The 22025-nt window shown below is 66.0% G+C and carries 25 protein-coding genes and 1 riboswitch; of the genes, 12 read left to right on the top strand and 13 right to left on the bottom strand.

Going from position 1 to position 22025, the window contains the following annotated elements:
- Positions 1–26: 26 nt before the first annotated feature.
- The gene (locus EBMC1_RS04020) at positions 27–464 is read right to left on the bottom strand and encodes a hypothetical protein (protein WP_003041016.1); all 438 of its coding nucleotides are present in this window, start codon (positions 462–464) and stop codon (positions 27–29) included.
- 55 nt (positions 465–519) lie between these two features.
- A riboswitch (TPP riboswitch) is annotated at positions 520–631 on the bottom strand.
- A 134-nt stretch (positions 632–765) separates the two neighbouring features.
- Here EBMC1_RS04020 and EBMC1_RS04015 point away from each other — a divergent pair.
- The 7 genes from EBMC1_RS04015 (at position 766) to EBMC1_RS03985 (ending at position 6192) form a co-directional block, all read left to right on the top strand.
- Positions 766–1704, top strand: coding sequence for a DUF4189 domain-containing protein (locus tag EBMC1_RS04015; protein WP_003041013.1), 939 nt, complete (start codon positions 766–768; stop codon positions 1702–1704).
- A gap of 160 nt (positions 1705–1864) precedes the next feature.
- Positions 1865–2146 carry a hypothetical protein gene (locus EBMC1_RS04010; protein ID WP_003041011.1) on the top strand — a complete coding sequence of 94 codons (282 nt, stop codon included), beginning with the start codon at positions 1865–1867 and terminating at the stop codon, positions 2144–2146.
- Between the two features lie 122 nt (positions 2147–2268).
- A complete protein-coding gene (locus EBMC1_RS04005) occupies positions 2269–3501 on the top strand; it encodes a cytochrome P450 (protein ID WP_003041008.1) in 1233 nt (410 codons plus the stop codon).
- Positions 3502–3620: 119 nt separating this feature from the next.
- Positions 3621–4070, top strand: coding sequence for a hypothetical protein (locus EBMC1_RS04000; protein WP_003041005.1), 450 nt, complete (start codon positions 3621–3623; stop codon positions 4068–4070).
- 3 nt (positions 4071–4073) lie between these two features.
- Positions 4074–4373 (top strand): transcriptional regulator, encoded by a 300-nt coding sequence (locus tag EBMC1_RS03995; protein WP_003041004.1) that lies wholly within the window; start codon positions 4074–4076, stop codon positions 4371–4373.
- Between the two features lie 90 nt (positions 4374–4463).
- On the top strand, positions 4464–5915 hold the full coding sequence (locus EBMC1_RS03990; RefSeq protein ID WP_003041001.1) for an Alg9 family protein mannosyltransferase: 1452 nt from the start codon (positions 4464–4466) through the stop codon (positions 5913–5915).
- 10 nt (positions 5916–5925) lie between these two features.
- A complete protein-coding gene (locus EBMC1_RS03985; RefSeq protein ID WP_156000960.1) occupies positions 5926–6192 on the top strand; it encodes a hypothetical protein in 267 nt (88 codons plus the stop codon).
- Between the two features lie 18 nt (positions 6193–6210).
- Here the strand turns inward: EBMC1_RS03985 and EBMC1_RS03980 are convergent, their stop codons facing one another.
- From EBMC1_RS03980 to EBMC1_RS03960, 5 genes are all read right to left on the bottom strand, one after another.
- Complete coding sequence (locus tag EBMC1_RS03980; protein WP_003040996.1) at positions 6211–7728, bottom strand: flavin-containing monooxygenase; 1518 nt, start codon at positions 7726–7728, stop codon at positions 6211–6213.
- 110 nt (positions 7729–7838) lie between these two features.
- Positions 7839–8294 (bottom strand): DMT family transporter, encoded by a 456-nt coding sequence (locus tag EBMC1_RS03975; protein ID WP_003040993.1) that lies wholly within the window; start codon positions 8292–8294, stop codon positions 7839–7841.
- The gene (locus EBMC1_RS03970) at positions 8291–8512 is read right to left on the bottom strand and encodes a tautomerase family protein (protein ID WP_003040991.1); all 222 of its coding nucleotides are present in this window, start codon (positions 8510–8512) and stop codon (positions 8291–8293) included. The genes EBMC1_RS03975 and EBMC1_RS03970 overlap by 4 nt, the downstream gene beginning before the upstream one ends.
- A 21-nt stretch (positions 8513–8533) precedes the next feature.
- Entirely contained in the window at positions 8534–8941 is a 408-nt protein-coding gene (locus tag EBMC1_RS03965) for a VOC family protein (RefSeq protein WP_003040988.1), read from the bottom strand.
- Entirely contained in the window at positions 8938–9570 is a 633-nt protein-coding gene (locus tag EBMC1_RS03960) for a pyridoxamine 5'-phosphate oxidase family protein (RefSeq protein WP_003040984.1), read from the bottom strand. The genes EBMC1_RS03965 and EBMC1_RS03960 overlap by 4 nt, the downstream gene beginning before the upstream one ends.
- Before the next feature lie 150 nt (positions 9571–9720).
- Here EBMC1_RS03960 and EBMC1_RS03955 point away from each other — a divergent pair, with 150 nt between their 5' ends.
- The 5 genes from EBMC1_RS03955 to EBMC1_RS03935 all read left to right on the top strand — a co-directional run bounded on the left by EBMC1_RS03955 (position 9721) and on the right by EBMC1_RS03935 (position 14130).
- A complete protein-coding gene (locus tag EBMC1_RS03955; protein ID WP_003040981.1) occupies positions 9721–10611 on the top strand; it encodes a LysR family transcriptional regulator in 891 nt (296 codons plus the stop codon).
- A gap of 63 nt (positions 10612–10674) precedes the next feature.
- A complete protein-coding gene (locus EBMC1_RS03950; protein WP_003040979.1) occupies positions 10675–10902 on the top strand; it encodes a hypothetical protein in 228 nt (75 codons plus the stop codon).
- 46 nt (positions 10903–10948) lie between these two features.
- Entirely contained in the window at positions 10949–12877 is a 1929-nt protein-coding gene (gene dxs, locus EBMC1_RS03945) for a 1-deoxy-D-xylulose-5-phosphate synthase (RefSeq protein WP_003040975.1), read from the top strand.
- The gene (locus tag EBMC1_RS03940) at positions 12874–13434 is read left to right on the top strand and encodes an STM3941 family protein (protein WP_003040973.1); all 561 of its coding nucleotides are present in this window, start codon (positions 12874–12876) and stop codon (positions 13432–13434) included. The genes dxs and EBMC1_RS03940 overlap by 4 nt, the downstream gene beginning before the upstream one ends.
- A gap of 21 nt (positions 13435–13455) precedes the next feature.
- Positions 13456–14130, top strand: a complete 675-nt coding sequence (locus EBMC1_RS03935; RefSeq protein ID WP_003040972.1) for a hypothetical protein — start codon at positions 13456–13458, stop codon at positions 14128–14130.
- A gap of 49 nt (positions 14131–14179) precedes the next feature.
- On the opposite strand, the gene EBMC1_RS03930 is transcribed toward EBMC1_RS03935, so the two are convergent.
- The 7 genes from EBMC1_RS03930 to EBMC1_RS03900 form a co-directional block, all read right to left on the bottom strand.
- Entirely contained in the window at positions 14180–14599 is a 420-nt protein-coding gene (locus EBMC1_RS03930) for a DUF3035 domain-containing protein (protein ID WP_003040968.1), read from the bottom strand.
- A gap of 27 nt (positions 14600–14626) precedes the next feature.
- Positions 14627–15151, bottom strand: a complete 525-nt coding sequence (lspA, locus tag EBMC1_RS03925) for a signal peptidase II (RefSeq protein WP_003040966.1) — start codon at positions 15149–15151, stop codon at positions 14627–14629.
- On the bottom strand, positions 15148–18135 hold the full coding sequence (ileS, locus tag EBMC1_RS03920; RefSeq protein WP_003040964.1) for an isoleucine--tRNA ligase: 2988 nt from the start codon (positions 18133–18135) through the stop codon (positions 15148–15150). Before ileS ends, lspA begins: the two co-directional genes overlap by 4 nt.
- 160 nt (positions 18136–18295) lie before the next feature.
- A complete protein-coding gene (locus EBMC1_RS03915) occupies positions 18296–18586 on the bottom strand; it encodes a GIY-YIG nuclease family protein (RefSeq protein WP_003040961.1) in 291 nt (96 codons plus the stop codon).
- Positions 18587–18643: 57 nt separating this feature from the next.
- Positions 18644–19684, bottom strand: a complete 1041-nt coding sequence (locus EBMC1_RS03910) for a glycerophosphodiester phosphodiesterase family protein (protein WP_003040956.1) — start codon at positions 19682–19684, stop codon at positions 18644–18646.
- A gap of 50 nt (positions 19685–19734) precedes the next feature.
- A complete protein-coding gene (locus tag EBMC1_RS03905) occupies positions 19735–20664 on the bottom strand; it encodes a bifunctional riboflavin kinase/FAD synthetase (protein WP_003040953.1) in 930 nt (309 codons plus the stop codon).
- Positions 20665–20781: 117 nt separating this feature from the next.
- Positions 20782–21966, bottom strand: a complete 1185-nt coding sequence (locus EBMC1_RS03900) for a dipeptidase (RefSeq protein ID WP_003040950.1) — start codon at positions 21964–21966, stop codon at positions 20782–20784.
- Between the last annotated feature and the right edge of the window lie 59 nt (positions 21967–22025).

Here is a 22025-nt window from a genome sequence, read left to right as displayed (position 1 = left end):
GGGTTCAGCTTTCCTTGGGGTGGGGTTCAGACAAGACGGAGGAGGCCCGCGGCGGTGAAGCCGAGGCCGAGGAGGAGCGCGAGGACGGCGAGCGGGCGCGTACGCGTCCCCAGCTTGCGCATCCAGAAACGGACGTAGAGATCGGCAAAGGCGGTGACCGCCAGCGCCTCGATCACCGCGAGGCCGCCGAGGATGGTGAGGACGAGCGCGAGCGGATCGCCCGCAGGCCAGCCGTCGGGGCCGCGATTGGCGAGGTAGAGCAGCGTGCCGAAGATGATCTCGAACAGCCCGGTGAGCATCTGGAGCGCGGGAGAGCCTTCGATCTCCTCGATCATCCGGTGCCACTGGCCGGGGCGGCGCAGCTCGTCGATCGCGGCCGCGAGCAGGAACAGGCCGAGGATCAGCGCCGACCAGGCGGGCGCCTGCGCGGTATAAGAGGCGGCGGGGATGGCAGCATCGGGCATGGCACGCTCTCCTTCCTTCCTGACGGACGAGAAGGGGGTGCAAGCGGTCCGGTGACGATCCAGCGCGCGCCCTCCCTCCGCCCGTATTACCGGGATCAGGTTCGACGGGTCGCGGTCTATTCCGCTCTCAACCTGCGATTGCACGGCAGGCTCCCCGGGGACGAAGCCACCATAGGCGCGCGCGGCGCGGCTGTCCATCGCGGTATCCGATGTACCGGTACCCGGCCCTCGCTGTCGCTTCCCCCGATGGACTCTAGACTCGCCGTCCCGGCTGACGCCCATCCTGAAAGCGAGGTTCGCCATGCATCCCGTCAATCCGCCGCGCCGATGGTGGCCCCTGTTCGCCGTGCTGGTCGCATGGGCCGCGCTGTCTGCTGCCCCGTCGGCGCGCGCGCAGGCCTATCCTTGCCCCGGGCCGGGGCCCGGCGAACGGATGGTCGGCATGACGCCCGGCGGCGACGGTGTCGCCCCGGTCCCCTTGTGCGTGCGCGACGATGACGGAGGCTATGACGACGAACCTGCGGCACCGCAGGCCCCGGTCCGCGACTATGCCGCGGTCGCCTGGCATCCCGACGCAGCCGACGTCTGGTTCGAGGGCGGTTACAGCGATGCCGGGGCCGCCGAGCGTGAGGCGCGGGCCGCATGCAATGCCGTGATGGGCGGCGGCTGCACCACGACGGGCGAATGGTGGAATTCGTCGATGGTGATCATCCGCGACCGCGTCGGCTATTTCTACAACGCGTGGCTGGACAAGGACCGTTCAGAACGGGACAAGGTGCTGGCGGATTGCAGCGCGCAGCAGCTGCTGCCGTGCGAAATATATATGACCTTCAATTCGTCGCGGCGACAATATCGTCCGGGCGCCGAGGCGCGCAAGATATATGGCGCCGGGGCATGGGTGCACGGCAATGAGGGCTATGACGGAAAGCTTTACCTTGCGACCGGCTATCGCGACAGCAAGGTCGCGGTCGACACGGCGGTCAAGGCGTGCAGCGATGCCAATCCCGGCCGCACATGCGAGATGGTCGCGCTGTCGGGCAACGGGATTATCCAGACCTTCCGCTACAACGGCAATTTCGACAATGCGACGGTCGAAACGACGCCGCGCCGCGCTAGGGAGGCCGCGAAGCGTTTGTGCGCCCAGCTGAAGGCGTCCAGCTGTGTGCTCCAGGCGGCATTCGACAGCCGCACGCCGGGCGTTTTCGTCCACGAGTTCGCAGCGGCTTCGACCGGAAAATAGACGCCGCAGACCAGACGGGCGCTGCGGCGAAGTCCGTCGCTCCCGGCTCGCCGATGCTGCCCTCCCGTCCGCATTGCGCCTTTGTAATGTTGCGGACGCAGGGGCGCCATGATGGGCGTGCCATCTTCGCCTTCCCATCGGGATGAAAGGAAGGCCTGTCATGTTGAGGATCAAACTCGCCACGCTTGGCGCCGCCGCGCTGCTCGCGCTGTCGGGAACCGCGGCGGTCGCGCAGGATGCGACCCCCTATTGCTCGAAGACGGTGACCGACAATTGCATGCAGCGCGAAGGCCATGCGGTCGCGGTCAGGCACCATGCGGCGCACAAGCATCAGGCAGCGCGCAAGCACGCCGCCGCCCGGCGCCACGCTGCGGCGCATCGCAAGGCGGCGCATCGCAGGATGGCCGCAAAGACTGCACCGGCACCCGCGCCCAAGAAGTGAAGCCGCGCCATGCGTCGCCGCGGGTCGCGCGGCGCATGGCCTTTTTCCCCGCACGTCGCGGCTTGCGGCGCGGCCCGGCCCCGCTACACTGGCCCGCAAAGCAACGATAGCGGGAGAGCGATATGGCGTCGGTGATGGACGAAGCGCGGGCGATCACGCCGGTCGATGTCAGCGACATCGCGCTCTATGTCGAGGATCGCTGGCGCGAGCCTTTTGAGCGGCTACGCGCCGAGATGCCGGTGAGCTGGTGTCCCGACAGCCCCTATGGCGGCTATTGGTCGGTCGCGACGCACGCGCTGGTGCAGGCGGTCGAGCTTGATCCGGCGACATTTTCCTCGTCGTGGGAGAATGGCAATATCGTCATCGCCGATCCGCCCCCCGAATCGAACCTGCCCAATTTCATCGCCGCCGATCCGCCGGTCCATACCGCACAGCGCAAGGTGATCGCCCCCGCCTTCAACCCGAGCCAGATGGCGGAGCGCGAAAAGACGGTGAAGCAGCGGACGCGCGAGTTGTTCGACGCGCTGCCGGTCGGCGAGACGTTCGATTGGGTCGAGAGCGTGTCGGTGCCGCTGACGATCGGGATGCTGTGCATCCTGTTCGATTTTCCGTGGGAGGAACGCCACGACCTCAAACGCTGGTCCGACTATGGCGGCAATGTCTCGCCCGAGACGGCGAGCGAGGAGTATCGCGCGCAGTGGATGGCCGAAATGGGCGCGATGCTGGCGCGCTTCGACCGCGAGCTCGAAGCGCGCAAGGCGCTGCCGCCGAGCGACGACCTGTTGTCGCGTATGGTCCACAGCGAGGCGATGGGCAGCCTCAACCCGATGGAGCGGCTCGCCAATATCGCGCTGCTGATCGTCGGGGGCAATGACACGACGCGCAATTCGATGAGCGGGCTGGTCGAGGCGCTGCACCGTTTTCCCGGCGAGCTCGATCGGCTGCGCGCCGACCCCGCGCTGATCCCCAATGCGGCGCAGGAGATCATCCGCTGGCAATCGCCGGTCACGCACATGCGGCGGACCTGCATGGCCGACACCGAACTGGGCGGACAGGCGATCCGCCGAGGTGAAAAGGTGATCCTCTGGTATATTTCGGCGAACCGCGACGAGAGCGTGTTTCCGCAAGCTGACCTTTTCGACGTAGGCCGCGACAATGCGCGGCGCCACGTCGCCTTCGGTCACGGCATCCACCGCTGCGTGGGCGCGCGGCTGGCCGAAATCCAGCTTTGTACGCTGATCGAGGAAATCGTGGCGCGTGGCATCCGCATCGAACCCCAAGGCGCGCCCGAGCGGCTGGCGAGCCCCTTCCTCCACGGGTTCGTCCACATGCCGGTGCGGATCGTCGCCGAATGACTTTCCAGACTGGAAAATTATAACTTGCCGAATCGGAAAGTCTGGCGTATCGCTTTCCGAGTTGGAAAATGATGCGGCGACACCTGTCGTTTCTGCATCGGAACCGAGGAGCAAGAGATATGAACCCGATCGAAGCCCGCGCCGCGCTCGACAGCATCGACGACGTCCAGCGCGACCTTGCACTGAAGGCGACCTATTGCCCGCCGTGGCGCCACGCAGCCTTCGGCGCGGTCATGGCGCTGCTCGTGCTGGGCCAGGGTTTCGATATCGCGATCATGGCGCCGCTGTTCGCGGTTGCGATGCTGGCGGTGGTGCTGCTCGTCGCCGACGACCGGCGGCGTTACGGTCTGTTCATCAACGGTTATCGCAAGGGCCGAACCCTGCCGGTTACGCTGGCGCTGCTCGGCGCGATGCTGGCGGCGATGTTCGGCGAAATCCACGCCCGCGAAGCCGGACTGGCGCTGGGCACGAAGCTGGGCATCGCCGCCATCGCCTTTGGCGTCGCCGTCGCCGCGAGCATCGCCTGGAGCCGCATCTATCGCCGCGAACTGCTGAAGGGCACAGCCTGAGCCATGGACGGGATCGACATGGCGCTGCATGCGCCGGCGCGGCTGCAGATCGCCGCGCTACTCGCCAAGGTCAGCGAGATGGAGTTCGCCAAGCTGCGCGAGCTGGTTCAGGTGAGCGATTCGGTGCTGTCCAAGCATCTCGCCGCGCTGGTCGACGAAGGCTATGTCGATTTGCGCAAGGCGCCGCTCGGCGGACGCCAGCGGACATGGGCGTCGCTGACCCGCGCCGGGCACCGCGCGCTCGAGGCGCATGTCGCCGCGCTGCGCGCCATCGTCGCGCATCTTCCCGTCGCGGCCGAATGAGGCTAGGGGCGTCGCGGCTTTCCGGTCGGGGTGCGGGGGCCGCCTGTGCCCATTGCCCCGTTGGATGATATCGGAATGAAGGCAAGGGAGATGCCCGATGGCGGAGCGGCCGCATCGGCCGTGCCGCGGCGCGACTGGATGGCGTTGCTGCTGCTGGCGCTCGTGCTGCGGCTCGTCGCGGCGTGGCAGGAAAGCGTGCTGCATCCCGACGAGGTCTTCCAATATCTCGAAGGCGCCTTTCGCCTGCTCCACGGCTATTCGGTCGTGACCTGGGAATATCGCGACGGGATGCGCGGCGACCTGTATCCCGCCTTGCTCGCGCTGCCGATGCGGCTGGCCGAATGGATCGCACCCGACGGCAGCCTTACAATCTGGCTGCCGCGAACGATGATGGCGATATTGTCGCTGTCGATCGTTGCCGCGGCGGGCTGGATGGGCGCGCGCGTATCGCGGATGCACTTCTGGGTGGCGGGGCTGATCGCCGCATGCTGGCCCGATCTGGTCATTTTCGCGCCGCATCCGCTGACCGAACAGATGGCGGCTTTGCTGGCGGCGCCCGCGATCGCGCTGCTTTCGCCCGAACGGAGTGCGCGGCAACTGGTGGCGATCGCGGCGGCAGTCGGGCTGGCGGTGGTCTTTCGTCCGCATGTCGCGCCTGCGCTGGCGCTGGTGCTGCTGCTATATGTCTGGCGCACCGGATGGCAAAGCCTGTGGCCGCTGGTCGCGGGCGGCCTGATCGGCCTCGCCATCGGCGGCGTCAGCGATATTGCGGGGGGGCATTGGCCGTTCGAATGGATGGTGCACAATGTCGAACGCAATATCGTCGACAATGTCTCGGCGCGCTACGGCGTGTCGGGACCGTTCCAATATCTGATCGATATGGCCAAGCTGTGGGGCTTCTGGACGCTGCCGCTGCTGCTGGTCATCGCGATCGGCGCGCGGCGCTATCCCTTGCTGCTGGTGCTCGCGATCGCCAATATCGCGCTCCATTCAGCGATCGGGCACAAGGAATATCGCTTCATCATCCTGTCGGTTTCGGCGATGATTCTGCTCGCGGGGGTCGGGACCGGCGATGCGATCGACTGGATCCGGCGGCGCACGGGACGCGGCACGCTGTTTCCGGTCGCGATCGTGACGGTGGTGTGGGTCGCGGCGGCGGCGCAGACGACCCCGACGCTCTATCATTACGGACGGGCGACGGTGACGCCCTTTGCCGGCGAGGCATTCGATCTGGCGCGCGCGCGGCCCGGTCTGTGCGGGATTGCGGTGATCGGATATCCCTTTTCGCGGGCGCACGGATATGCGCGGTTGCAGCGACGGGTGCCGATGCTGTTGCAGACTCCCCGCGATCCGCGCCTCGACGCGGCGCTGTTCAATTTCGCGCTGGTCAAGAAAGGCTATGCCGCGCAATTGCCGCCCGATTTCCGCGCGACGCGCTGCGCGTCCGATGGGGGGGCGTGCGTCTTCGAACGTCCGGGAGGATGCCGCGCCGGCCATTCGCCCGGCGAAATCAACACCTACCTCATTCGGCGCGGGATGTAGGAGGATGCCGATGCGACCCGATCTGGACGATCCCGAGGCGCGCGCCGCCTATCGCCGCGAACTGCTCGGCGTCGGGCGCGGGATGCGGCGCGTCGGCTTTGCCGCGAGCCTGCTCGCGCTCGCGCTGCTGATGGGGCCGCGGATGGGCGGTCCGTGGATGCTCGGCCCGCTGCCGACGCAATATTGGGGCTGGGCGGCGCTGCTGCTCAGCTGGACGCTGTTCGTCGTCGTGATCGTGCGGCGCACCCGCCACCACAAGCGGCGGATGGCCGAATAGCCATCCGCCGGATCGCGATCAGGCGTAGCGGAATTCGTCGCTGCGCAGGTCGATGAGCGGGAACGCGTCCTTTTCGGCCCAGTAATCCTGATTGTGCCGCCATTCGGGCTTGTCGCCGCGCCGCGGCATCGCATCGAGCCCGCGCATCAGATAGCCGGGATTGAAATTGTCCGCTTCGATCCACGGCAGGATCGCCATCCCCTCGTCCTGCGGGCGCAGCACGACCTCGACCTTCTTTGCGCCGATGTCGTCCATGTGGTTGAGCAGATTGCAGACGAAATCGCCCATCATGTCGACGCGCAGCGTCCAGCTCGCGCGGAAATAGCCCATCACCCACGCCATGTTGGGAACGCCGGTCATCATCATGCCGCGATAGGTGACAGTGTCGGCCCAGTCGACGGGCTTGCCGTCGACCTCGAAGGGGATGCCGCCCATGACCGAGAGGTTGAAGCCCGTTGCGGCGACGATGATATCGGCCTCGATCTCGGTTCCTTCCGCGGTGCGGACGCCCGTTTCGGTGAAGCGGTCGATCGTGTCGGTGACGACGGTCAGCTTGCCCGCCGTCGCGGCGCGGAAGATGTCGCCTTCGGGGCAAAAGGCGAGCCGCTGCTGCCACGGGCGGTATTTCGGGGTGAAATGCGGTTCGAACGCAAAGTTGGGATCGCCCGAAAAGGCGCGGATCAGCTCTTTCAGCTCTTCGAACACCTGATCGGGTTCGGTCTGGCAGCGGCGCGTCATCAGATCCTGATCGTGCATGATTTGCGCGCGCACGACGCGGTGGACGGTGGGCTCGTCGATCCCGACCTCGCGCAGCCGGTCGGCAAGTTCGTTCTTGTTCTCCGAGCAGAAGAAATAGGTCGGCGAGCGCTGAAGCATCGTCACATGCGCCGCCTTTTCAGCGAAGGCGGGGACGATCGTCGCGGCGGTCGCGCCCGATCCGATGACGAGGATACGCTTGCCCGCATAGTCGGTCGCGGGATCCCAGAGCTGGGCGTGGACGAACTGGCCCTTGTAGTCCGAAAGGCCCGGCCAATCGGGGATATAGGGCTTTTCATGGTCGTAATAGCCCTGGCACATCCACAGGAAATTGGCGGTGAAGACGACGGCGGCGCCATCGGCCTTGCGCACCGCCTCGACCGTCCAGCGGTTCGTCTCGCTCGACCAGCGGCAGGCGGTGATGCGGTGGCCGTAATGGATATGGTCGCCGATGCCGTTTTCCTCGATCACCTCGCCCATATATTTCAGGATTTCTTCGGCGCTGGCGATCGGCGCGCCGACCCAGGGTTTGAAGCGGTAGCCGAAGGTGTAGAGATCCGAATCGGAGCGGACGCCGGGATATTTGTGCGTTTCCCAGGTGCCGCCGAACGTGTCCTTCATCTCGAGGATCGCATAGCTCTTACCGGGGCATTGATGCTGGAGATGATAGGCCGAACCGATGCCCGAAATCCCCGCGCCGACGATCAGCACGTCGACATGGTTGGCATCCTTGGCAGTGGTGGCTTCGCGCGCCGCGGCGGGCGCCGTCGTGGTCGTCATGGCTTGTCCGCTCCCATTTTCTCTAGTTAGGGTGATTACCCTATACTATCGAGCATGAGTCGCGCCAGTCCGCTTTGATGTGGATCAAAAGCGCCCGTGCCGACGCGCGGTCAGCCGGTGCGGCGCGCCAGCCAGACCCCCGCGACCATCAGCGCGATCCCGGCGAGCCGCGCGGTGTCGACCGGAAAGCGCTGGGCGCCGAACAGGCCGAAATGATCGATGATCGCGGCGCTCGTCAGCTGTCCCACCAGCACGAAGAAGATCGCATTGCCGACCCCGAAGCGCGGCGCGATGAAGGTCACGGAGATCACGTAGAAGGCGACGAACAGTCCGCCAAAATAGAAATGAAAGGGAATGTCGGCGGAAAAGCGGATGTCGCCGAGCGCGCCGGTCGCAACCGCGCCGGTCAGCGCGACGAGCAGCGCCAGCCCGAACAGAATCACCGATGCCGCCATCGGGCTGCCGAGCCGCCCGCCGAGCCCGCCGTTGAGCGCGGCGAGGATCGGGATGCCTACTCCGGTAAGGAACATGATCGAGGCAAAGGTGGGGGCGTTGCCGCTGGTCATCGCTGTGTCTCCTGTTGCGCCTGCGCGGCGCGAAATTCGCCGACGGGAAGCCCGCCGATACCCCAATTGTCCATATCGACCTCGTCGATCGTCACAACGGTCGTCGCCGGATTCTTGCCCAGCACGCGCTGGAGCAGGTCGGTGACGCCGGCGATCAGCTCGCGCTTCGCCTCGGCGGACGCGCCTTCGCGGGTGATGCGGATATGGACATAGGGCATCGGCGGCTCCGTCGGTGGGGATCAGAAGGGGGTGGCGAATTCGATACGGAGGCCGCCGGGCATGAAGCAAACGAAATGATGCGGCTGGGCGCCCTCGGCGATCGGCTGCGGCGGAAATTCGATACGGACGCCCGGATGCGCCTCCACGCGGGCGAACACTTGTCCCAGCGCCGCGTGATCGGCGACGCCCAGTGCCAGATGATGGAGGCCGATATTCTTGCGCCGGTCGAAATGCGTCGCAGTGGCGGGATCCTCGACCCGCCACAGCGTCAGCAGCGTGGTGCCGTCCGACACGAAGATCGCGGGGTAGGAGGGGCGTTCGCCGACGACCGCGAAGCCCAGCGCTTCGGTGAAGAAATCGCGGGCGGCCTCGAGGTCGGGAACGGCGAGGCCGATATGGTGCGCGCCGGTCGTCAATTTGTTGGTCATTGGTCTTCCTTCCTGGATTGGGCCGCGCGCAGGGCGGCAAGCTCGGCGCGCAGCTGGTTGAGTTCGGCAGCCATCGGTCGGACGGCGGCGGAGATTTCGGTTTCGGTGAAGCGCGGCGTTATGTGCTGGGGGCAATTCCAGTCGAAACCCGCCACATCGATCACGAAGCCACGCTCGGGCGTTGCGCGGTAGCCGTCGGGCATCAGCGAGGTGACGAGCGCCGGATCTTCGGCGATGTCGACGATCCGCCCCTGGCCGATCAGCTTGAGCCGGCGGCGATTGGGATAGTCCATCAGGAACAGCGACACGCGCGGATTTCCGGCGAGATTGGCGGTGCTGATATATTGGCGGTTGCCGGTAAAATCGGCGAAGCCGAGGCGATTGCCGCCGAGCGGGCGCAGAAAGCCGGGCGGGCCGCCGCGGTGCTGGATATAGGGCCAGCCGTCGGCGGTTATGCTGCCCAGATAGAAGCTGTCGCGGTCGGCAATGAAGTCGAGTTCGCGGGCGGTCAGCATGTCGCTGCCGTCACTGTCGGCCTCCATCCGTGCGTAGCTGGCGCGCGATCCGTGCTGGGCCTGCAGGCGCCGCGCCGCGTCGGTGAACAAAGTGCGGAGATAATGTTGCGCCATGCAGGTGACCTTCAGGCAAGAGGGCGCGAGCGGGGCGCCGGGATCGGGGGTTGGGGGCCTCCCTCGCTCGCAAACCCCATCTATCGTGTTGCCGCAGACGCGATAATCAGCGATTGATGGACATCTCTATTTCAAAATGTGGAATAATCGATGGATCGGCTGCTGACTCTCGAGATGTTCGTGGCGGTGGCGAGCGAAGGCGGATTCGCTGCCGCCGCGCGCAAGATCGGCAGTTCGCCGCCCGCGGTGACGCGGGGCATTGCCGCGATCGAGGCGCGGCTCGGCACGAGCCTGTTCCACCGCTCGACGCGCGCGGTCGCGCTGACCGACGAGGGCGCGGTCTTTCTGGGGCAGGCGCGGCGCATCCTGGCCGATCTTGCGGGGGCCGAGCGGGCGCTGCGCGGCGGCGAGGCGGAACCGCGCGGCCAACTCTATCTGACCGCGCCGGTGATGTTCGGGCGGCTGCATGTCCTGCCCGTGGTCGGCGAGTTGCTCGCCCGGCACGATGCGCTGGCGGTGCGGATGATGTTGATCGACCGCAATGTCCGCATCGTCGAGGAGGGTATCGACATCGCGCTGCGCATCGGGCCGCTCGCCGATTCGAGCCTGAAGGCGGTCCGCATCGGCGCGGTGCGGCAGATGCTGGTCGCGAGCCCCGGCTATCTGGCGCGGCGGGGCGCCCCCGCGACGATCGACGCGCTCGCCGGCCATGATCTGATCGTATCGACCGGACCGCGCGCGGCGGGCGAGTGGAATTTTGCCGAACGTCGCTGGCGGGTCGAGCCGCGCCCGCGGCTGGTGGTGAACACCGTCGATGCGGCGATGGCGGCCGCCGAAGCGGGGATCGGTATCGCGAATCTGCTGAGCTATCAGGTGATGGACGGCGTCGATGCCGGACGCCTGATGGCGCTGCTCAACGCCGAACAGCCGCCGCCCTTGCCCGTCCATCTGGTTTTCGAACAGTCGCGCGCCGGCCTGCCCGCGGTCCGCTTGCTGATAGAGGCGATGCGGCGCCGGATGCGCGCGGCGGGGCTGGGGTGACGCGCCCGCGGCGGCGCGCTAGGATAGGGCGATGACCGATCGTCCCTGTCCGACTGCGCGCCGATGAGCCGCGCCCCGCGCCTGGCCGGCTATGCGCTGATGGCGGCGGCGGTGCTGCTGGCGCTTGCGATGCGGCGCGGGCTGATCGAGAGCCTGGGGCCGTTTCCGGTCGCGGCGGTGGCGCTGCTGATCGGGATGATCGGCGTAATGCTGGTGTTCACCGACCTGATGGTGCGCGGACTTTATGCGCAGATCGGTGCGGCCAAGCGAGCCGAGGACGAGGGCGAATAGCGCCTTTTCGTTCGACACTATCGGCGCTTACCATTATGACGGGCCGATGACCGACCGTCCGCATACGCCGCTGCTCGACACGGTGGATGTCCCCGCCGACCTCCGCAAGCTCAAGCCCGAACAGCTTCGCCAGTTCGCCGACGAACTGCGCGCCGAAACCATTTCCGCCGTGGGAACCACGGGCGGCCATCTGGGATCGGGGCTGGGCGTCGTCGAACTGACCACCGCGCTGCATTATGTCTTCGACACGCCGCGCGACAAGATCGTGTGGGACGTCGGCCACCAATGCTATCCGCACAAGATCATCACCGGTCGCCGCGACCGCATTCGCACGCTGCGCCAGGGTGGCGGGCTGTCGGGCTTCACCAAGCGCAGCGAGAGCGAATATGACCCGTTCGGCGCCGCCCATTCGTCAACCTCGATCAGCGCCGCGCTGGGTTTTGCCGTCGCGAACAAGCTGAAGAACGAACCCGGCCGCGCGATCGCGGTGATCGGCGACGGGTCGATGTCGGCGGGCATGGCCTATGAGGCGATGAACAATGCCAAGCAGGCGGGCAACCGGCTGATCGTCATCCTGAACGACAATGACATGTCGATCGCGCCGCCGGTCGGCGGCCTGTCGGCCTATCTGGCGCGGCTGGTGTCGTCGCGGCCGTTCGTCGAGCTGCGCGAGATCGCGCGGCGCTTCGCCCGCAAGCTGCCCCAGCCGCTGCACAAGGCGGCGAGGAAGACCGACGAGTTTGCGCGCGGCATGGCGATGGGCGGAACGCTGTTCGAGGAACTGGGCTTTTATTATGTCGGGCCGATCGACGGCCATAATCTCGATCATCTGATCCCGGTGCTCGAGAATGTTCGCGACAGCGACCATGGCCCGGTGCTGATCCACGCGGTGACGATGAAGGGCAAGGGCTATGCCCCCGCCGAGGCGGCGGCCGACAAATATCATGGCGTCCAGAAATTTGACGTCATCACCGGCGAACAGGCGAAGGCGCCGCCGGGCCCGCCCGCGTACCAGAATGTGTTCGGCGAAACGCTGGCCAAGCTCGCCGACAGCGATCCGCGCATCGTCGCGATCACCGCGGCGATGCCGTCGGGCACCGGGGTCGACAAATTCGCCAAGGCGCATCCCGACCGGAGTTTCGACGTCGGCATCGCCGAGCAGCATGCGGTGACGTTCGCGGCGGGGCTCGCGGCGCAGGGGATGCGGCCGTTCGCGGCGATTTACTCGACCTTCCTCCAGCGCGCCTATGATCAGGTCGTCCACGACGTCGCGATCCAGAATCTGCCAGTGCGCTTTGCGATCGACCGTGCCGGGCTGGTCGGCGCCGACGGATCGACCCACGCGGGATCGTTCGACGTCACCTATCTGGCGACCTTGCCGAACATGGTGGTGATGGCGGCAGCCGACGAGGCCGAACTGGTCCATATGACCTATACCGCTGCCGAATATGACGACGGCCCGATCGCCTTTCGCTATCCGCGCGGCAATGGCACCGGCGTGCCGCTGCCCGACAAGCCCGAGAAGCTGGAGATCGGCAAGGGCCGCGTCGTGCGCGCCGGCAAGACGGTCGCGATCTTCTCGCTCGGCACGCGGCTCGCCGAGGCGCTGAAGGCCGCCGACACGTTGGAAGCGCGCGGCCTGTCGACGAGCGTGATCGACCTGCGCTTCGCCAAGCCGCTCGACGAGGAACTGATCCGCAAGACACTGGCGAGCCACGAGGTCTGCGTGACGATCGAGGAGGGCGCGATCGGCGGGCTGGGCGCGCATGTGCTGACGCTGGCGAGCGACGCGGGGCTGATCGACGCGGGGCTGAAGCTGCGCACGATGCGGCTGCCCGACCTGTTCCAGGACCAGGATTCGCCGCAGGCGCAATATGACGCCGCGGGGCTGAATGCGCCGCAGATCGTCGATTGCGTGCTGAAAGCGCTGCGTCACAATAGCGCGGGGGTCGAGGAAGCGGGCGCACGGGCTTGAGCGGCGCGGCGGCCTCTGACGAGGTCTTCGAAGCATATTATTCGATTCCGCGGCTGCTGCTGGCGCTGGTCGGCGCTTTGGCTTTTGTTGCGGCGGCGCTGCTGATGGCAAATGCCGGGCTTGTTTCTGGTTCATGGCTGGTCGCGGGTGCTGCGGTCGCCGGAATCGCCTTTTTCGGCTTTGTCGCCGCGATTATCGTCCGCCGCCTGTTCGACCGGCGCGTCCAGATCCGCATCGATGCCAAGGGAATCATGGTGCGCGAATGGTCGGATCAGGTGATCGCGCATCGTTCGATCCGGCGCGCTAGCGACATGGGGCAGTTCGTGGGGCTGTTCCTGCACAAGCCTGAAAAATATCCGACGACCCGTCCGATGCGAAGCTTTCTGCTGCGCGTCGGGGGCGAATTGCAACGATCGGCGGGCGATATTTATATCGTGAAATATCAATATGATCGTCGCGCGGATGCGATTTTTGACGCGCTCGACCGGATGCGACCGCGCACGGCATTCGAAGAAGAGGTTGAGCGTCGGGTGGCGAACGCGCGCGCGTCGAGCTGATCCGCAGGAAAGGGAGCGTCGATGGATTTCCTGAAACTGATCCAGTCGCTCGACGAACTGCTGTACGAAATCATGTCGTGGCTGATCTTCTATCCGGTCACGCTGTGGCGCGCGCTCACGCGGCCGCTCAAGATGATGGACTATTCGGACGCCGAGCAGGGCGACGCCGAGGACCAGCAATATACCGACACGCTGTCGCCGCCGCTGTTCCTGCTCCTGACGCTGGTGCTCTGCCACGCGGTCGAACTGTCGGTCGTGGGGCAGAACGAGATTGTGATGCGCCAGGCCGGGCTGGGCAGGCTGGTCGACGACGATTCGACCTTCATCCTGCTGCGCGTCGCCTTTTTCAGCCTCTTTCCTTTGATCATGGCGGCGCGGCTGGTGCGCGCGCGTGCCGTCAAGCTGGACCGTGGGTCGTTGAAGGCCCCCTTCTATAGCCAATGTTATGTGACCGCGCCTTTTGCGCTGATGGTTTCGACCAGCGGAATGCTGATGCAACTGGCGCCCGGCGGCAGCCCGCTGTGGGGCCTCGCGCTGCTCCTCGCGGCCTTGCTGTGGTTCGGCAGCTTGCAGATATTGTGGTTTGCGCAGCATCTGCGGATCGGCCGGCTGCGCGCTGCGCTCCATGCCTCACGCGCGATGGTCGAGGCGCTGATCGCCTTTGTCGCGATTTCGCTGATTTTCGTGGGGATATGAAAACGGCCCGGGGATGCCGGGCCGTTTCGATCATTGCTTGTGCGCAGAATCAGGCGCCGGGGATCGACGCGCTGGCTTCGCGGCCGTCGCCCTGCGGCGCGGCGATGATGTCGCGGGTGACGAGGCCCTTGTCGACGACCTGCGTATCGGGGCTGCCGACCTGGCTGCGGATACCGGGGTCGGCGCGCGCGCCGTCGGCGCTGCCGATGATCGCGTCTTCGGCCGGGCTGCGCGGCGATTCGCCGCCGAAGAGCGCGCGCAGCGTCTGTTCGGCGGTGGTTTCGTTGCCGGGGCGCGCCGCGCCGGGGGCGGGCGGGGTCAGCGAGAAATCGGGCGGCACGACGAGCGGCGCCTGCCGCGACACCGCCATTTCGTCGGGGCGCTGGCGGCTGAACAGGCTGTTCGATCCGCAGGCCGACAGCGTCATCGCGACGATCGAGGCGGCAAGGATGGCTTTGGTCCGGTTCACTTCAAATAGACTCCCTATGCGCCCCGTTTACTCTTTCGCCGCCTGATCGGCGGCCGCTGGGGTCTTTTCGCCGAAGAGCAGCGCGCGCGCAACCAGCAAAAGCACGCCGAGCGTGATGCAGGCGTCGGCGACGTTGAAGATCATGAAGGGGCGGAAGGCCCCGAAATGCAGATCGGCGAAATCGACGACATAGCCGAAACGCACGCGATCGATGATATTGCCGAGCGCGCCGCCGAGGATCATCGCGAGCGCGATGACGTCGCCCCGCGCCTTTTCGCGCGTCATCCATAGCGCGACCGCCGCCGCGACGATGGCGGTCACCGCGACGAGCGTCCAGCGCGTCGTATCGTTGCACTTGGCGAACATCGACAGCGAAATGCCGCAGTTTTCCGCCCAGGTCAGGTTGAACACCGGCAGCAGCTCGATCTGCCCATAGGGCTGGGTTTCGAGCGACAGCGGCACGACCACCACCCATTTGACGAGCTGATCGAGGCAAAAGGCGACCGCGGCAACGATCAGGCCGAAGCGCAGGTGGGGAGAACGCGTGCTCATTGCGCGTCCAATACCGTCTCGCACCGATTGCACAAGGCGCCGTCGGCGGTCACTTCGGGCAGATGGCGCCAGCAGCGGCCGCATTTGTGGTTTTCGGTGCGCTTCACGTCCCAGTCGCCTTGATGGACGGTCGAGGTGATGAAGATTTCCTCATAATCGACGTCGCCGGCTTCGTTCGGGAGCCATACTTCGGCTTCAAGGCTGGAGCGGATGGTCTTTTCGCGGCGCAACGGTTCGATACGTTCGGTGACGAGCGCGCGGGTGCTGCGGATAGCAGACCATTTTTCGACCAGTTGTGTTTTCCCGCGAAGGCGGGAACACAGTGCGGAGTCGGCCGATGCCAGTTCTGGATCCCCGCCTTCGCGGGGACACACGAGTTGATCGAGATCCGGCCACTCCAGCAAATGCACGCTGCCCGCTTCGGGATAGCGCGTGCCCCACACTTCTTCGCTGGTGAACACCAGCACCGGCGCGGCGTAGCGGACGAGGGCGTGGAACAGCACGTCGAGCACGCTGCGATAGGCGCGGCGGGTGTCGGTGCCGAGCGGCGCGGCGGGGCCGAGGTCGCAGTAGAGGACGTCCTTGCGGATGTCGAAATAAAAGGCCGACAGATCCTCGTTGCAGAAATCGGCGAGCAGGCGCGTGTAGGCGTTATAGTCGAAATCATCGACCGCTTGGCGCAGCTTCGCGTCGAGGTCGGCGAGCAGCGAGAGCATATAGCGTTCGAGTTCGGGCATCGCCGCGACATCGGCGATGCGTTCTTCGTCGCTGAACCCGTCGAGCGCGCCGAGCAGGTAGCGGAAGGTATTGCGCAGCTTGCGATACTGGTCGGCGACCCCGGCGAGGATTTCCTTGCCGATGCGGTGATCCTCGGTGAAGTCGACGCTGAGCGCCCACAGGCGGAGGATGTCGGCGCCATAGTCGCGCATCAGGTCGATGGGGCTGATGGTGTTGCCCAGCGACTTCGACATTTTGAAGCCCTTGGCGTCCATCGTGAAGCCGTGCGTGAGGACAGCCTTATACGGTGCCTGCCCGCGCGTGCCGCAGCTTTCGAGCAGCGACGACTGGAACCAGCCGCGATGCTGGTCGCTGCCTTCGAGATAGAGGTCGGCGCTGTGGGTGCCGCCGTCGTGGCGGACGAGCGCGGGCCAGCGGCCACTTTCGAGGACGAAGGCATGGGTGCAGCCCGAATCGAACCAGACGTCGAGAATGTCGGTGATGCGTTCGTAATCGGCGGCGTCATAGTCCGGCCCAAGATATTCCTGCGCGCGCGCGTCGCTCCACGCGTCGACCCCGCCTGCCTTCACCGCCGCGACGATGCGGTCGTTGACGAGCGGGTCGTTCAGATATTGGCCGGTCTTGCGGCCGACGAACAGCGTGATCGGCACGCCCCACGCGCGCTGGCGGCTGAGCACCCAGTCGGGGCGCCCCTCGACCATCGATCCGATGCGGTTGCGGCCCTTGGCGGGGACGAAGCGGGTGTCGTCGATCGCCTGCATTGCGGCCTGCCGCAAGGTCGGGGCGTCGCACAGGCCCTCTTCGGCGGGGTTGATCGCGCCGCCTTCGCTTTCCCAGCCTCGTTCGCCGCGCGTCTTGGGCTCGATATGCGTCATGACCTTGTCCATCGGCACGAACCATTGCGGGGTGCAGCGATAGATGACCTTCGCCTTGGAGCGCCAGCTGTGCGGGTAGCTGTGCTTGTAGTCGGCGCTGGCGGCGAGCAGCGCGCCGGCCTCGCGAAGGTCGGTGCAGATCGGGCCGTCGGGGGCGTTGAATTTCGGGTTGATCACCGATCCCTGACCGCCGAGCCAGCCCCAGTCTTCGCGATATTTGCCGTCGCCCTCGACCGCGAACACGGGGTCGATGCCGTTCGCCTTGCACAGGTCGAAATCATCCTCGCCATGGTCGGGCGACATATGGACGAGCCCGGTGCCGCTGTCGGTGGTGACGAAATCGCCCGCGAGGAAGGGACGCGGACGCGCGAAGAAGCCGCCGAGCGCATGCATCGGGTGGCGGGCGAGGGTGCCGGCGAGGTCGGAGCCTTTGCCACGCCAGAGGATCGCGTCGAGGCCAAGCACCTCAACTTCGTTATCGCTTAAATCAGGAAAACGCTTGCCGTGACGGCTATCGAATGAGTCGAGCAACTGTTCTGCAATTAGCAGAAAGCCGGCCCGAGTTTCGATCAACGCATAATCGATATCCGGGCCATAGGCCAAAGCCTGATTGACCGGGATCGTCCACGGCGTCGTCGTCCAGATGACCGCTTTTGCGCCAACGAGGTCCGGGATCGGGCTCTCGACGATCTCGAACGCGACATCGATCTGGGTCGAGACGATGTCCTCATATTCGACCTCGGCCTCGGCGAGTGCGGTCTTTTCGACCGGCGACCACATCACCGGCTTGGCGCCGCGATAGAGCATGTCGTTGGCGGCGAATTTGAGCAGTTCGCGCACGATGGTGGCCTCGGCCTCATAATCCATCGTGAGGTACGGATGGTCCCAGTCGCCGCCGATGCCGAGGCGTTTCAGCTGCTCGCGCTGGGTGTCGACCCAATGCTGCGCATAGGCGCGGCATTCGGCGCGGAATTCCTCGACCGGAACCTCGTCCTTGTTGAGCTTTTTCTTGCGATACTGCTCCTCGACCTTCCACTCGATCGGCAGCCCGTGGCAATCCCAGCCGGGCACATAAGGCGCGTCCTTGCCCTTCAGCGTCTGGGTACGGACGACCATGTCCTTGAGGATATGGTTGAGCGCATGGCCGATGTGCATGTCGCCATTGGCATAGGGCGGACCGTCGTGGAGGATGAACTGGTCGCGGCCCTTGCGGCTTTCGCGAATCTGTCCTTCCAGATTGCCCTCGATCCATTTCGCCAGAATCAGCGGCTCCTTCTGCGGCAGGCCGGCCTTCATCGGAAAGTCGGTCTTGGGCAGGAAGACGGTGTCGCGGTAATCGCGCTGATCGGGGGCGGAGGTGCTGTCGGTCATGGTCGCGGCGCTTAGCGCAAGTGAGGCGGGCTAGTCACGTTTAAGTTGATCGCGCCATGTCCGGGACGATTCGAAGGGCGTCTGGGCCCCGGCTTTCGCCGGGGTTCACAGATTTGCGGCCTCGTCTTGTGAACCCCGGCGAAAGCCGGGGCCCAGACGGTCAGTTCGAAAGTTCGAAAGAGAGGTCGCGCCATTCAGGATTCGCCGCTTCAATGAGCTCGATCTTCCACGCGCGGTTCCATTCCTTCATTTGAACCTCGCGCCGGCGGGCGTCGTGGAGATTGTCGAAATGCTGGTGCCAGACGAGCATCTTGAGGCCGTACCTCTGTGTGAACCCGGCGACTCTCCCTTGGCGATGCTGTTCGATGCGATGGGCGAGATTGCTGGTCACGCCGATGTAGAGCGTCCCGTTACGTTTATTGGTGAGGATGTATATCCAGCCCTGTTTCATGACGCACAGTATATTGGGCCCCGGCTTTCGCCGGGGTTCACTAGGCCCGAAACGGAGCTATTTCTGGCGCGGGCGGAGCGCCGGGCCGAGATTGTAGATGTCGTCGATCCACACATAGCCGGTAAAGCTGGCCGGGATCCGTGTGAGCTGGTCGACGCGCCACAGGCCCATGCCGCCCTGTTTGTCGCCGCGGGCGCCGGTCATCAGGACGCGGGTGCCGTGCGCCGCCGCGCGCGCCTGCAGGCGGTCGGGCCAGCCCCAATAGGCCCATTGATAATCGAGCGGCACCATGATCGTGCCGCCGACGCAGCTCGGCGGATACCAGCCCGACCAGCCGAACTTGATATAATCGCCGGTGCAGCGCTTGGCGCCATCGGGATCGAGCGTCCAGGCGCGCGGCGCGCGGGCGCGGATCGGCCGGAGCACGCGCGCATTGCCGAAAAAGCCGAACCGCGGCTGGTTCGGATCGATCCCGGCGCGGGCAAAGGCGGCGAGCGCCAGCGCACCCTCGCGCGGGTCGCGCGACTTGAAGTTGACGATCAGCGACGCGTGGCCGAGGTCGCGCAGAACATCGTCGAGGCTGGGCATCAATCCCACCCCGTTGCCGCGCAGGGGGAAGGTCTTTCCGCCGTCGGCGGTATAGCCATAGCCGATGTCGAGCCGCTTGAGTTCGGCCATCGTGCGGTCGCGGATATTGCCCTTGCCGTCGGTGCGGCAGTCGAGCGTCCAGTCGTGGAACACCGCCAGCCGGCCGTCCTTCGTCGCCGCGACGTCGAACTTCACCGCCCCGGCGTCGCGGCCGATCGCGACCTTCATCGATGGCAGGCTGTTTTCGATATAGGCATGTTCGGGCGGATAGATGCGCGTCGCGGTGCAGCTGTCGTCGGTGACGCCGCGATGGTCCAAAAGCTGCGAAACGCCGCGGTGCGCGATCAGGACGCGCTTGCCGACGGGATCGGGCGCGAGCCAGGTCGCGTTCGACAGGGTGAGCCAGGCGACGAGCGCGGCGAAGGCCCAGAGGAAGATTTTGGTACCGCGCTTCATCGGCTTTTTGGGCGGGCCGGAGAGGCCGGCTGCCCAGTCGTCGCTGTCGGTCATCTTTCCCCCGTCGTCATGTTGGACCCGGACCCCGGTTCATGGTGCGCATGTCAGACGTCGGCGAGCAGCCGCTTCGCCTCGTCACAATCTGCCGCAATCTGCGCCATCAGCGCGTCCATCCCGTCATATTTCGCCTCGGGCCGGATGAAGGCGCGGAACTCGACGTCGATTTCCTGACCGTAGAGGTCGCCGTCGAAATCGAAGAAATGCGGTTCGAGCAATTCCTTGGGCGGATCGAAGCTTGGCCGGATGCCGAGGTTCGCGGCGCCCTTGAGGGTACGGTTATCGGGCAGGCGGCCGGTGACGGCGTAGATGCCGTAGCGCGGGCGCAAATAGGTGCCCATGTCGATGTTCGCGGTCGGAAAGCCGAGCAGGCGGCCGTTCTTGTCGCCATGCTGGACGGTTCCGCGCACCGTGAAGGGGCGGGTGAGCAGGCGCGCCGCGGTCGCGCAGTCGCCCGCGCGCAGCGCGTCGCGGATGCGGCTCGACGAGATCACCTCGGCGCTGTCGTCGACCGGCGCGACCATCTCGGTAAAGAAGCCGAGGCGGCGGGCATGATCCGCGAGGGTCACGACATCGCCGCCACGGCCCTTGCCGAAGACGAAATCGGCGCCGGTGACGACGCCCGCCGCGCCATAGCGTTCGAGCAGCAGTTCGGTGATGAAATCCTCCGCCGTCGTCGCGGCGAGCGCGGCGTCGAAGGGGAGGACGAGCATCGCGTCGGCGCCCGCCGCGCCGAACAATTGCTGCCGCTGGTCGAGCGTGGTCAGGCGGAAGGGCGGCACGTCGGGTTTGAAGAAGCGCACCGGATGCGGGTCGAAGGTCGCGACGATCGCCGGGCGCCCGTCGTCCTTGGCATGATGCACCGCGCGGCCGACCACCGCCTGGTGCCCGGCGTGAAAGCCGTCGAAATTGCCAAGCGCGATGACGCCGCCGCGCAGGGCCCCCTCGATGCGTTCGTGGCCGTCGAGGCGGATCATGACCACTCTCTCTTCCGTTCGTGCTGAGCTTGTCGAAGCACTGTTCTTTCTTTCAACCTCGCCAGAAGGAAGGACGGCCCTTCGACACGCTCAGGGCCAACGGATTTGGAAATCGGGTCATCGGGCCGGCGGCGTCAGCGGCACGATCCCCGCGCGGATGACGCGGAGCGCGTTGCCGCCCATCGCGGCGCGGATGTCGTCGTCACTGAAACCCGCGTCGAGCAGCGCCTGCGTCACCTGAACCAGCTTCGATGTGTCGAAGCGGACCGTGGTCGCGCCGTCATAATCGCTGCCGAGCGCGACATATTGGATGCCGACGAGGTCGCGGACATGCTTCATCGCCCTGGCGACGCTGGCGGGCGAGGTGTCGCACACCGCCGCGTCCCAATAGCCGATGCCTATGACGCCGCCGGTCGCGGCCAGCCCACGGATTTCGTCGTCGGTGAGGTTGCGGTTGACCTTGCACGTCGCCTGTACCCCGCCGTGGCTGGAGACGACCGGCCGGCGCGCCATCTTGAGGATGTCGGCGACGCAGGCGTGGCTGCAATGGGCGATGTCGACGATCATCCCCTGCGCTTCCATCCGGCCGATCAGGTCGCGGCCGAGCGGGGTGAGGCCGCCCTTTTTCAGCCCGTGCATCGATCCGGCGAAGATATTGTCGAAGAAGTGGGTGATCCCCGCCATGCGGACGCCGGAGCCGTAGAGCTTGTCCAGATTGTCGATATTGCCGTCGAGATCGTGGAGCCCCTCGACACTGAGCATCGCGCCGACGGGCGGCGGGGTTTTGGTGCGCCGCGCGGCGAGCAGCGTGTCGAGTTCGGCGGGGTTCGCGACCGCCATCAGCTTGCCGTCCGACGCGGCGGCGGCGCGGTGCAGCTTCGTCGCGTGCCAGAGCGAGCGTTCGAGCAGCGAGTTCCACGTTCGCACCGGCTGAAGCTGTGCGATCACCAGCGGGGTGATATTGTCGCTGTCGTCGCCATTAGCGTCGTAATTCTGGCCCTTCGGCGATTTGGTGGTGCTGGAGAGGATCTGGAGCGCGACATTGCCCTCTTCGAGCCGCGGCAGGTCCATATGGCCGCGGGTCGCGCGGTTCAGGAAATTGCGTCCCCACAGCAGGCTGTCGCTGTGCAGATCGACGATCGTCAGCGTCTTGTGCAGCGCGGCGGCGCGCGCGCTGACCGTCGGCAGCGGCTTGCCGTCGACCTTGTTGAGCCCGCGCTCGATCATGCCGGGGGCGAGGAGGAAGAAGGCGGCCGCCCCCACGACGAGCAGTGCAACGATGCCGATCAGCCAGCGGCGCATGTCAATTCTCCCCCATTGTCCCGCTTTGCGCGCGCCATCATCCCGCTTTGCGTGTGCCA

The organism is Sphingopyxis sp. MC1, from assembly GCF_000371385.1.
GTDB lineage: Bacteria > Pseudomonadota > Alphaproteobacteria > Sphingomonadales > Sphingomonadaceae > Sphingopyxis > Sphingopyxis terrae.
The sequence above is the reverse complement of the archived record's forward strand: the minus strand, read 5'-3'. Positions and strand labels throughout refer to the sequence as shown.

What these genes read in the sequence shown, in the direction of transcription:
- dxs (WP_003040975.1), top strand. Translation starts at nt 10,949, where the DNA reads ATGACCGACCGTCCGCATACGCCGCTGCTCGACACGGTGGATGTCCCC.
- EBMC1_RS04015 (WP_003041013.1), top strand. Translation starts at nt 766, where the DNA reads ATGCATCCCGTCAATCCGCCGCGCCGATGGTGGCCCCTGTTCGCCGTG.
- EBMC1_RS04000 (WP_003041005.1), top strand. Translation starts at nt 3,621, where the DNA reads ATGAACCCGATCGAAGCCCGCGCCGCGCTCGACAGCATCGACGACGTC.
- EBMC1_RS03950 (WP_003040979.1), top strand. Translation starts at nt 10,675, where the DNA reads ATGAGCCGCGCCCCGCGCCTGGCCGGCTATGCGCTGATGGCGGCGGCG.
- EBMC1_RS03955 (WP_003040981.1), top strand. Translation starts at nt 9,721, where the DNA reads ATGGATCGGCTGCTGACTCTCGAGATGTTCGTGGCGGTGGCGAGCGAA.
- EBMC1_RS03915 (WP_003040961.1), bottom strand. Translation starts at nt 18,586, where the DNA reads ATGAAACAGGGCTGGATATACATCCTCACCAATAAACGTAACGGGACG.
- EBMC1_RS04005 (WP_003041008.1), top strand. Translation starts at nt 2,269, where the DNA reads ATGGCGTCGGTGATGGACGAAGCGCGGGCGATCACGCCGGTCGATGTC.
- EBMC1_RS03985 (WP_156000960.1), top strand. Translation starts at nt 5,926, where the DNA reads ATGCGACCCGATCTGGACGATCCCGAGGCGCGCGCCGCCTATCGCCGC.
- lspA (WP_003040966.1), bottom strand. Translation starts at nt 15,151, where the DNA reads ATGAGCACGCGTTCTCCCCACCTGCGCTTCGGCCTGATCGTTGCCGCG.
- EBMC1_RS03905 (WP_003040953.1), bottom strand. Translation starts at nt 20,664, where the DNA reads ATGATCCGCCTCGACGGCCACGAACGCATCGAGGGGGCCCTGCGCGGC.
- EBMC1_RS03965 (WP_003040988.1), bottom strand. Translation starts at nt 8,941, where the DNA reads ATGACCAACAAATTGACGACCGGCGCGCACCATATCGGCCTCGCCGTT.
- EBMC1_RS03995 (WP_003041004.1), top strand. Translation starts at nt 4,074, where the DNA reads ATGGACGGGATCGACATGGCGCTGCATGCGCCGGCGCGGCTGCAGATC.
- EBMC1_RS03935 (WP_003040972.1), top strand. Translation starts at nt 13,456, where the DNA reads ATGGATTTCCTGAAACTGATCCAGTCGCTCGACGAACTGCTGTACGAA.
- EBMC1_RS04010 (WP_003041011.1), top strand. Translation starts at nt 1,865, where the DNA reads ATGTTGAGGATCAAACTCGCCACGCTTGGCGCCGCCGCGCTGCTCGCG.
- EBMC1_RS03960 (WP_003040984.1), bottom strand. Translation starts at nt 9,570, where the DNA reads ATGGCGCAACATTATCTCCGCACTTTGTTCACCGACGCGGCGCGGCGC.
- EBMC1_RS03975 (WP_003040993.1), bottom strand. Translation starts at nt 8,294, where the DNA reads ATGACCAGCGGCAACGCCCCCACCTTTGCCTCGATCATGTTCCTTACC.
- ileS (WP_003040964.1), bottom strand. Translation starts at nt 18,135, where the DNA reads ATGACCGACAGCACCTCCGCCCCCGATCAGCGCGATTACCGCGACACC.
- EBMC1_RS03970 (WP_003040991.1), bottom strand. Translation starts at nt 8,512, where the DNA reads ATGCCCTATGTCCATATCCGCATCACCCGCGAAGGCGCGTCCGCCGAG.
- EBMC1_RS03900 (WP_003040950.1), bottom strand. Translation starts at nt 21,966, where the DNA reads ATGCGCCGCTGGCTGATCGGCATCGTTGCACTGCTCGTCGTGGGGGCG.
- EBMC1_RS03990 (WP_003041001.1), top strand. Translation starts at nt 4,464, where the DNA reads ATGCCCGATGGCGGAGCGGCCGCATCGGCCGTGCCGCGGCGCGACTGG.
- EBMC1_RS03910 (WP_003040956.1), bottom strand. Translation starts at nt 19,684, where the DNA reads ATGACCGACAGCGACGACTGGGCAGCCGGCCTCTCCGGCCCGCCCAAA.
- EBMC1_RS03980 (WP_003040996.1), bottom strand. Translation starts at nt 7,728, where the DNA reads ATGACGACCACGACGGCGCCCGCCGCGGCGCGCGAAGCCACCACTGCC.
- EBMC1_RS04020 (WP_003041016.1), bottom strand. Translation starts at nt 464, where the DNA reads ATGCCCGATGCTGCCATCCCCGCCGCCTCTTATACCGCGCAGGCGCCC.